At 57.4% G+C, this 10,148-nt stretch carries 8 protein-coding genes and 1 pseudogene; 5 read left to right on the top strand and 4 right to left on the bottom strand.

Going from position 1 to position 10,148, the window contains the following annotated elements; all coding sequences use genetic code 11:
* Both ACXJ5O_RS11255 and ACXJ5O_RS11250 read right to left on the bottom strand, forming a co-directional pair.
* Positions 1 to 818: HAMP domain-containing protein (locus tag ACXJ5O_RS11255; protein WP_457299973.1), on the bottom strand; the 818-nt coding region annotated here is incomplete at its 3' end.
* Positions 815 to 1,555 (bottom strand): response regulator, encoded by a 741-nt coding sequence (locus tag ACXJ5O_RS11250; RefSeq protein ID WP_457299972.1) that lies wholly within the window; start codon positions 1,553 to 1,555, stop codon positions 815 to 817. The genes ACXJ5O_RS11250 and ACXJ5O_RS11255, both read right to left, overlap by 4 nt.
* A 237-nt stretch (positions 1,556 to 1,792) precedes the next feature.
* On the opposite strand from ACXJ5O_RS11250, the pseudogene ACXJ5O_RS11245 reads away from it, so the two are divergent.
* The 5 genes and pseudogenes from ACXJ5O_RS11245 to ACXJ5O_RS11225 form a co-directional block, all read left to right on the top strand.
* A pseudogene (locus tag ACXJ5O_RS11245) lies at positions 1,793 to 3,088 on the top strand (cytochrome c biogenesis protein DipZ); the annotation flags it as partial.
* Between the two features lie 69 nt (positions 3,089 to 3,157).
* A complete protein-coding gene (locus ACXJ5O_RS11240; RefSeq protein ID WP_457299971.1) occupies positions 3,158 to 3,343 on the top strand; it encodes a hypothetical protein in 186 nt (61 codons plus the stop codon).
* 63 nt (positions 3,344 to 3,406) lie between these two features.
* A complete protein-coding gene (gene msrA / locus ACXJ5O_RS11235; RefSeq protein ID WP_457299970.1) occupies positions 3,407 to 3,916 on the top strand; it encodes a peptide-methionine (S)-S-oxide reductase MsrA in 510 nt (169 codons plus the stop codon).
* Positions 3,917 to 4,092: 176 nt separating this feature from the next.
* Positions 4,093 to 4,980 (top strand): alpha/beta hydrolase, encoded by an 888-nt coding sequence (locus tag ACXJ5O_RS11230; protein WP_457299969.1) that lies wholly within the window; start codon positions 4,093 to 4,095, stop codon positions 4,978 to 4,980.
* A 2-nt stretch (positions 4,981 to 4,982) separates the two neighbouring features.
* Positions 4,983 to 5,747 (top strand): 4'-phosphopantetheinyl transferase family protein, encoded by a 765-nt coding sequence (locus ACXJ5O_RS11225; protein ID WP_457299968.1) that lies wholly within the window; start codon positions 4,983 to 4,985, stop codon positions 5,745 to 5,747.
* Here ACXJ5O_RS11225 and ACXJ5O_RS11220 read toward each other — a convergent pair.
* Both ACXJ5O_RS11220 and ACXJ5O_RS11215 read right to left on the bottom strand, forming a co-directional pair.
* Positions 5,741 to 7,087 (bottom strand): lysine N(6)-hydroxylase/L-ornithine N(5)-oxygenase family protein, encoded by a 1,347-nt coding sequence (locus tag ACXJ5O_RS11220; RefSeq protein ID WP_457299967.1) that lies wholly within the window; start codon positions 7,085 to 7,087, stop codon positions 5,741 to 5,743. The two genes, ACXJ5O_RS11225 and ACXJ5O_RS11220, sit on opposite strands and share 7 nt — an antisense overlap.
* A 26-nt stretch (positions 7,088 to 7,113) precedes the next feature.
* On the bottom strand, positions 7,114 to 10,148 hold a 3,035-nt coding region (locus tag ACXJ5O_RS11215), incomplete at its 5' end, for an amino acid adenylation domain-containing protein (RefSeq protein ID WP_457299966.1).

The following is a 10,148-nucleotide window of genomic DNA, read 5'->3' as shown; positions in this document are numbered from 1 at the left end:
TCCTGAACCAGCTTGTCCTTTTCAACGGACTCTTCGGCAAACTCCGCACGAAGCTTCATGCGGGTTATCGGCGTTTGAAGATCGTGCGAGATAGCCGCAAGGATCTGTACCCGCTCTTCAAGGTAGAGTGCGATTCGATCTCGCATGGCGTTGAATGCCGTTGCGGCATAGGCGACCTCGCGCGGGCCCGTCTCGCTCAACCGCGGCGTTTTCTTGTTCGGGTCGAGCGCGTTGGCTGCATTTGCAAGATTTATGAGGGGGCGGATCGCCTGTCGGACGGCAAACCAAGTGCAAAAAATGAGGAGAAGCAGCTGCGCGATGAGAACATATGGCAGCCATTGTGCCAGCGGCATGATTGGCGCCGGATTTACATCGATTGTCAGTGGACTTCCATCACTCAGGGTCAGATGAGCTTGCAGGCGTTTGCCATCGCCCGGGAGGGACTGGAATTTTATAGGGAAGTGTGGATCGACGGCTTGCCGGATCTTCGCCGCGATACCGGCGCCCTGTTCGGTCAGGGTGTCGATGCCGGGAAGTCCGGCGCCCAACTCAAATCGATAGGTTCCCCGGTCGAGGCGCTGAAGCCAATCGGCTCGCTCGGACGCTGGCAGGCGATCAAAAATGGCGACCGACGTCGCGACATCGTTCTCGAGCGTATTGAGCATCACCGCCTTGGCGGCCATGTATCGTTCGATAAACTGGACGCTGAAGGTGAGTCCTTGCGCAAGCAGCAAACCAGCAAGCAGTATCAGGAAAAGCCTCGATCCCAGAGTGCGCGGCCATAAGCGCAACGGCCGAAGTGTGGCACCGATGCTCATTGGCGAAGCTCGGAAATCTCGACCGGCATTGCCAGGACGTAGCCCTCGCTGCGAACGGTTTTGATGTAGGCGGGTTCACGCGCATCATCACCAAGGCGCTGGCGAAGCCGGCTTACCAGTAGATCGATGGACCGGTCGAACAATTCAGCCTCGCGCCCTTGGGTGAGGTTCAACAGCTGATCCCGATTAAGCACGCGCTGCGGATGATCGACGAACACGCGAAGCAGGCGGTATTCGGCACCGCTAAGTGCTATAGCCGTTCCCTCGCGGTCGAGCAGATGCCGGCCGGTAGTGTCGAGTTGCCAATCACCAAAGGTCAGAAGCTGGCCGACCTCGGTTATCTGGAGATTGGGCGGGAGCATGCGCGTACGGCGCAAAATCGCCTTGATGCGGGCAAGCAACTCCCGCGCGGCAAAGGGTTTTGCGAGATAGTCATCTGCGCCCATTTCCAGGCCAACGATGCGGTCGGTTTCGTCGGTTCGGGCTGTCAGCATGAGAATTGGCGTCGCCTTGTGCTTGCCCGCGCGAAGTTCGCGGCACAGGACCAGACCATCGTCGCCGGGCATCATTATATCGAGAACGATGAGATCGACGGAGTCTGTCTCGAGAAATGACCGCATATGCCGTCCGTCTGCCGCCACCGTGACGCGCAGGCCATTCTTCTTGAGGTAACCCGAAACAAGTTCCCTTATTTCGCGATCGTCATCGACGATCAGAATGTGGTCGATGTGATCCATCGCACAGTGCCTTCCATTTATTGGTCGCACCACATTAGCAGGCATTTTTCGCGCGCGGGCGAGGGCGTTGCGGAAAAATTGTAAGCCAATGTATCGGCGTTGCGCCTGGATACATTGGCCCACAATTTTGGCTGGTTGAGACACATGCGGGATACGTCGCAGGCGTCTTGTCCCCGCAACGGTTGAACTTCGGCCGCTGCGCTTCGGCGCTCCTTTAACTATCCAAAGGATACGATGATGACCCTTCCGGTTATTGCTTACCTTGCAGGCGTGCTGACAATCCTCAGCCCATGCATCCTGCCTGTCCTGCCATTCGTTTTCGCACGTGCCGAACAGCCGTTCGTCAAAAGCACGCTGCCGCTGCTCGCAGGCATGGCGATCACTTTCGCTCTTGTCGCGACACTGGCGGCGGTCGGCGGCAGCTGGGCGGTTCACGCCAATGAATATGGCCGCTACGCTGCAATCGGGCTGCTTGCGATCTTCGGCTTGACGCTTGTCTCGCCGCAGCTTGCAACAATCCTGACACGGCCCGTCGTTGCGTTGGCCAACAGGCTGTTGAACGCGACGGGTGGACCACGCTCGGTGCCGACGGCCGGTGGCTCGCTGGTTCTCGGTGTTGCAACGGGCCTGCTTTGGGCGCCCTGTGCAGGTCCAATCCTCGGGCTGGTTCTGACGGGTGCCGCGCTTCAGGGTGCCAACGTTCAGACGACCTTGCTTCTGCTTGCCTATTCGGCGGGTGCCGCAACTTCGCTGGGCTTGGCCCTGCTCATTGGCGGGCGCGTGTTCACGGCGATGAAGCAATCGCTTGGAGCGGGTGAATGGGTGCGCCGCGGCTTGGGCATTGCGGTACTTGCAGGTGTCGTCGCCATTGGTTTTGGTGCCGACACCGGGTTGCTTGCGCGGCTTTCAACAGTCGGAACGAGCAAGATAGAACAGGCACTTCTAGACGGATTGCATACCAAGGAGCCGTCATCAGCTAGTGCAGCGATCACAACTGACGGTCCTCAGCTCGCGCTCAACGCCAGCGAAGCCTTCCGCAGCGATCTGCCTGTTGAGGGCCAGTTTCCTTCACTCGATGGAGCAGTCGAGTGGCTGAACTCGCCGCCACTCACGACAGAGCAGCTTCGCGGCAAGGTCGTGCTCGTCGATTTCTGGACATTCGCTTGTATCAACTGCATCCACACCGTTCCCTATGTTCGGGCCTGGGCGGAAAAGTACAAGGATCAGGGCTTGGTGGTAATTGGCGTGCACGCGCCGGAATTCGCCTTCGAACGCAAGATCGAAAATGTCAAAAAGGCCCTAGGCGAATTCAACATTGGTTACCCGGTCGCGATCGACAACAATTTTGCCATCTGGAAAGCGTTCGACAACAGCTATTGGCCAGCCCATTACTTCATCGATGCCAAGGGCCAGATCAGGTACCACCATTTCGGCGAAGGCGACTATGAGGAGTCCGAGAAGGTCATTCAGGATCTGCTGGCCGAGGCGAAAGGCCAACAGGCGGCCAAGACTATGCCAGCTCCGACTGCAAAGCAGGGCTGACCGAAGATGGCAATGCCTCGGGCGTCGGGCCCGAGGCCAAGACCTTTGAGGAGACATATCATGCGATTTGCCATTTTATCCCTGATCGGCATGGCAGTGCTGATCTCGCCATGCGTCTATGACACCGACCCTCGGGAACCGTCGCCTTTGGCCGCGTTGATTGCGCAAGGCGATCCCCAACTTGCGGCACCCGGGATTGACTTCTCGAGCCGCAATCCCGACATCTCTACCGAAACGATGCAGTGACAGAGTGTGCCTCAAAGGCATAAGGTGCTGCAGATTCCATCACAAATGAATGGAGGACATCCAATGACACAAGAACGGGCAGTGCTGGCCGGCGGCTGTTTCTGGGGGATGCAAGATCTTTTCCGGCGCTATGACGGTGTCATCTCGACACGTGTCGGCTACTCCGGCGGTGACGTGCCGAATGCAACCTACCGTAACCACGGAACCCATGCGGAGGCCATCGAGATCGTCTTTGATCCCGATCGGATCAGCTATCGGCAAATTCTCGAGTTCTTCTTTCAGATCCACGATCCGAGCACACGTAACCGTCAAGGCAACGACGTTGGACTGAGCTATCGTTCGGCGATCTTCTATACGTCGGAAGATCAGGAGCGGATTGCAAAAGACACCATTGAGGATGTCGACGCCTCCGGCCTGTGGCCTGCCAAGGTGGTGACTGAAGTTGCGCCAGCCGGAGATTTCTGGGAAGCCGAGCCCGAGCATCAGGATTATCTCGAGCGCATTCCGAACGGCTATACGTGCCACTTCATCCGGCCGGGTTGGAAACTTCCGGTTCGAGAGAAGATAGCCTGAACCATTGCGACCAACAAAAAAGGTCGGTGTTCGCACCGGCCTTTTATTTTTGCGTAGGTCTCGATGCTTCGACGATGAAATTAATATTGACTAGATCAGTCATGTTTTATAACTGACGCGGGACGGGACAGTACGCACCCGAGCAGACCTGCCCGAAATCCCATAGCGATGGATCTATGCAAACATTTCCGAATTCATCGCCCGCTTTGGTCGGACACACAACATTTCACGATGTGATTTCCGATCGAAATGGCGCGGTCTACCGGATATTTGTCTATTCTCCGCCCGGCCATGCACCTGAGCAGGGTTGGCCGGTGCTTTACATGACGGACGGCAATGCGGTGATCGGCACGGCAGTCGATGTCATGCGGGCGCAGGCGAGCTATCCGAGCGGTACGAACGTCGGACATGGAGTTGTCGTGACGATCGGCTACCCCCTCGACGCTGCATATGATCCTCTGCGCCGTTCCTGGGACCTTAGCCCCCCGCCCGGCCAGACCTATCCGCCATTCTACGAAAACAGCCCGGTAGTGAAAACCGGCGGTGCCAATGAATTCCTGGAGTTTATCAAGGAACAGATAAAGCCGGTCGTCGAGGCAACGCATCCGATTGACCGGAGCCGCCAAGCGCTCTTCGGCCACTCCTTTGGCGGTCTTTTCGTGCTGTACAGCCTCTTCACTTCACCTTCGGCCTTTACGACCTGGATTGCCGCCAGCCCATCGATCTATTGGGAAGACCGTGTCGTCGATCAATTCTATCGGGCGTTTGCCACTGCTCCCCGGACGAATGAGAACGCAAGGCTGTTCCTCTCCTGCGGCGAGTATGAAACCGACAAACTGGCGCCGTTTCAGCTTGGGGCGTCGGATGAGGCTGAGCGGCTCGAGCAGAAAAAAGTCACACTGAACGATGTGAATGCCGTGGAATTGGTGGAGCGGCTGAACAACCTGCCGGGTCGGCCAATACAGGCGCAATTTGAAATCCATCCCGGTGAGAATCACATGTCATTGCTGCCGGTTGCCGTCAATCGTGCGATACAGAATGCATTCGCCGTCAGAAGACTGTGATCATGACGCTGCCGTGCGATCCCCTGTCGGACTTGCCGGGTATTCCAACCTCGCGCGTCGATCAGGTGGGATCCGGCGTTGATATCTGGTGGTGGGCCTATGGGCCCGACGCGGACTGGAATACAATAAGTCTTGCATTGGTCGCCGACGAACGGGCGCGAGCTGCGAACTTCCATTTTGAAAAAGATGCCCGAGCGTTTATGGCGGGGCGGTACTTGCAGCGATCGGTCCTCTCGCTTTATACGGCCGTGCCAATTGCCGATCTGAACATTGTCGCCGGACTGCACGGCAAACCAGCTCTCGCCGGGCAGTCCGACGGAATTGCCTTCAACCTGTCCAACACGGAAGGGTTTGCGGCCTTCGCGATCAGCCGGGACGCCGTGGCACTGGGTATCGACGTCGAAGCTCTCACGACGGTGATTGAACCCGAGACAGCTTCATTGTTCTGCTCAGCGGCAGAGTCCGAGATGCTCTCGGTGCTGGGCGGCTCGGCGCGTCAATCGCGGCTTCTGAGCTATTGGACCTTGAAGGAGAGTTACCTCAAGGCGACAGGCACCGGCCTGACCGCAGCGCCGGAACAACTGAACATCCGGTTGGATCGCCAGACGAACGCTATTCGCATGGATAAGGTGCCAAGTGGCGATGACGCCTTGTGGCATCACCGCCTTTTTCTCGCATCTTCCGGTCATTTGATTGCTGTTTCAGCACAGTCGGGGGGAGAGGAATTGCTCTTTCGTCAGCGTGAATTGCTCCATCCTGTTCAATAGTCGACGGCGATGTTCTGCCCAAGAGTGTCGTGTCCGCTCGAAAGCCAGTTCACCTGCGAGTCGTGCGGCTCCAGATCGAAGTGCGGCCGGCCCACAAGCGAGTTGATGATGTGCGCGCTGCGCCATGCCATGAGGCTCAGCTGCGAGTCAGCAATCCCGTGGCTGTACCGCCCGGCGTTCTGCGCAAAAATCCGGTTCTGTTTTGGGCCGCTCCAGTTGAGGCAGTATCTGTCGTCCAAAACGGGCCTATTATGACGGTCGAACTGAATGCGGTCCTGTAAACCGGCAAATGAGTCGGGAAGCTTGAACTGATACCCCGTTGCCAGGACAATTGCATCTGCATGGGCGACCTCAACGCCCCCATCAAAACGATTGCGTACGATCAGGCGATAGCCATCCTTGTCACCTTCCACCTGGATGACATCGCGGTTGGGCGAAAGTTTCGCCTCGATGCTCCGGTTTTCCAGATAGCGCAGGCTATAGAGTCGCCGGTAGATGGCGTTGATCGTCGAAATAGACAGACCGTCACTGGTCAGGACCGACGCTTTCAGTGCGTCCAGCTTCTGGTCGCTGTTAAGATTGAGATAGGCGTAGACATATTCCGGCGAGAACACCTGATTGGAAAACGCTGTATCGTTGATCGGCTCGAAATTATGCCGGCGGCTGAACCAGTTGAGTTCCTTCAGCGTCGACTTTGAGTTCAGCAGCGCTTCCACGACTTCACCGCCACTCTGTCCACCGCCAATCACCGCGATGCGCGACGCATTGAGGCCAGGCAGGCGGTGCTTTGCCTCCGAATTGTGGAAGCATCTCTCACCGAGAAAGGGTGTCGCCCAAGACGGTACGAATGATGTAGTACCAGTACCGAGCACGAGATTTCTGGCGGTTACCGCACCGCTATCGAATTGGACAAGAAATTTATCCTTGTCGAATTTAACCTCCCGTACGGTGGAGTCAAAACTGAGGCTCTTTAGCTGGCTAGCGACCCACTCGAGATACCGGGCAAACTCGCGACGCGGCACCGCATCGTAATGGGCGTTGAGGAAAGCATAAAGCCGCTTATGCGCAACGAGGTAGGAAATGAACGACCATGGGCTGGTCGGCATGACCGGAGTGACGAGGTCCTTCAGATAGGAAGATTGCAGTTCGACATCCGGCAGCATCATGCCCGGATGCCAATCGAAACTTGTGCGGCTCTCGTAAAAATGCGCCCGAACATTTCCTACGCTGTCAAGGAGCGATGCCAGGCTGAGGTTCGAAGGTCCGATACCGATACCGCCCAGATCCAGGGTATCGCTTGCGGGACTGGCCCGATCATTGGTGGCAAACATCGCAGTCATCAGAATTCCTTTCGGTGACGCGTTGGTCAAAGAGCTTCATTCAGCCGGTGTGCCAGCCGGCTGTGAAACGCCTGCGAGCCGATCACGTGCAAATGGTTGGTGCCGGAGATGATTTCCGCAGGGTTAGCTCGAGGGGAATAGCGGCGCCAGTCGATGAGATTGAGGCCCCGGTTCAGACTGTCGTCGGCCGCCCAGGAGTGGATGGGTACATTGTGAGGCTGCAATCGATGACGTCGGAAGATCAGGGCATTGTCGATCAGGATCCAGAACGTGTGCTCCCGACTGCTGATATCGGGACCATCGGTTGGCAGTGCATCCTTCTCATCGCCGACAAAACGCAGGAACTGGTCATAGGTATCGGCGTCCATGACACCAAGCAGCCGGTCCCATTCCGCGCGCATCGCGGTCTGCGCTAGCCACTCCTGCACCATCTGGTGCAACTGGTCGCGCTCACCCGGCTTGAACCGGGGCGTTGAGCCAATGGCGAATTCAGTTCCGAGGTCGCAAACGTCGACCATGGTGATCAGACGCAGATCAATCTCATCGCCAAGCCTGCGCGCCGCCTCATAGGCCAACAAGCCGCCCCATGACCAGCCGAGGAAATAACAGGGCTGGCCTTTGCTGTGGCTTCTGATGTAGTCGACATAACTCTCGATGATCTCATCGACCGAGGCACCGATCTGCTTTTGCTCCGAGAGCGAATAGCAGATAAAGCCGGTCGCGGGCTGGTCCGCTCCAAGATAGTCGACCAGCTTGACGTATTCGCGCGTGCTGACCAGCAGACCGGGGAAGCAATAGAGCATGGGCTTTGTGCCCGAGGCTCGCAGCACAATCACCTCACTTCCGGCCTGATCGTTGCCCGCCTCAATGATTTTGGCGAAAGAGCGGATCGTCGGATTGTTGAAGAGATCGGCAATTGTCGTGCGGTTCTGCGGCTTGCGCTGACGCAACGCGGAAAGAATCCGGATAGCGCCGAGAGAATTGCCGCCGATGGCAAAGAAATTGTCCTCGACGCTGATTGGGCTGACATTCAGGATCTGTTGCCAGATATCAAGAACGTCTGCTTCCACCGCGTTTTGAGGCTCGACAATCGTTCGCTTGAGGGGTGTTGGCGCCGGGAGTGCGAAGCGATCGAGCTTGCTGTTCGGATTGATCGGCATGCTCGAGAGCGGAACGATCGCAGAGGGAACCATATAGGCGGGCAAGGCACGCTCGAGCGCCGAATGAATATCGGCGATCTCCAGTTCCCGCCCCTGTTTTGGCACGACATAGGCGACGAGCATCTTCTGCTTGGTCGCATCGTCGTCACGCAGGACGACGAGGGCTTCGCCAACGCCATCCTGTTGCAGCAGTGCAGCTTCGATCTCACCGAGTTCGATGCGATAGCCTCGCAGTTTGACCTGATGATCGACGCGGCCGACAAATTCCACGGTGCCGTCCTCGCGCCAGCGAGTGAGGTCGCCAGAACGATAAAGGCGTCCGCCTTCCTTTGAAAACGGATCGGGAATGAAACGGTCGGCGGTAATGTCAGGCTTGCCGATATAACCACGGGCCATGCCTTCGCCGGCAATGTAAAGCTCCCCTGTCACTCCGATAGGGCAGGGGTTCAAATCAGGGTCGAGCACATAGACGCGGCGATTGCCAACCGCGCGACCGATTGGCGCGTAAGTCCCTTCGAACTTCTGACCAGCCCGCACTTTCCAGACCATCGGCGTCATGATGGTTTCGGTGGGGCCATAGCCGTTGATCAGCCATTCCGACTTCAACGCTTTCGACAAAAGATCGAAAGTCTGCTGGGCGAGACCCTCGCCGCCGAATGAATAGAGCCGCATCGGGGGTGCGCTGTCGGTGAGATCAGCCCATTCGGCCAGCTGCTGGAGGTAGGTCGTCGGAATGCTGGCATTGTTGGCACCATGCTTGCGCATCGCCGTCAACGTTTCTTCCGGTGTCCAGAGTGGCTGGTCGGGAAGGATGATACTACCGCCTTCCATAAGCGGATTCATCCATCGTTCGTGCCCGCCATCGGAACTGAAGGGCAGAAATGGCAATTCGCGCGATAGCTCGCTCATCCCATAGACACGGGAAGAATTCTGCATGTGGTGGGTCAGGGGACCATGTTCGACGGCCACTCCCTTGGGAAGTCCGGTCGAACCGGACGTGTACATAATATAGGCGAGCTGGTCCTTGTGAACATGCACATCAGGGGCTGTGTGGGATTCCTGGCTCAGGTCAAGTTTGTCCAGCTCCAGAATGATGGCGTCAAGTCCATCAGGAATACGGTAGAGCAGCCAGCTGTTGGTCAGGATTACCTTCACCCCGCCATCGTGCAGGATATGGTGATTGCGTGTTGTCGGATGATCGGGCTCCACCGGAACATACGCACCGCCTGCTTTCAGCGTTGCAAGGATGCCGACAATGGCCTCCGGCGAGCGCTTAACCGCGATGGCAACGCTTATGTCCGCCTCAACGCCGAGCTTGACCAGACGGTGTGCAAGTCGATTGGCGCTTTGGTCGAGTCTGGCATGGCTCCAGACTTCGTCGGCATAGATGATGGCTGTTTTGTCCGGCGTGCGTGCCGCATGCGCGGCGATGTGTTCATGCACGGGGCGATCGTCATTGACGCCCTCATCCTCATAGGGAGCGGACAGGATGTCGAGTTCGTCCTTGGCAATGAACTGGATATCCTTGATCCGGATGTCCGTCCCACCGATGGCTTGGGCCAGGATCCGACCAAAATGGATAGAGGCCCGCTCGATCAAGCCAGGTTCGTAGATATCCTCCGCATAGTCGAACAACCCATCCAGCCCACCCGATTCATTAGGTGAAACGACGAGCGCAAGCTCGATATCGGAACGTGGGGCGAGGGTAAACGACGAACCCGGCGCGAGATCGGATTGGGCGCGGGATTCGCGGAACTCGAACAGCGATTTGACTATCGCATCCTGCTCCCGCTCCTCGTGTGTCTGGATTTCCTGCACCAGTCGCTCAAACGGAACCAGATTCCGCCTGCCAGTTACGATTGCGGAATCCACCACACGGCAAACATCAAGCACGCGTGCTC

The organism is Phyllobacterium sp. P5_D12 (assembly GCF_054049495.1).
Note: the sequence above shows the minus strand (reverse complement) of the source record. Positions and strands in the feature narration are given on the sequence as shown.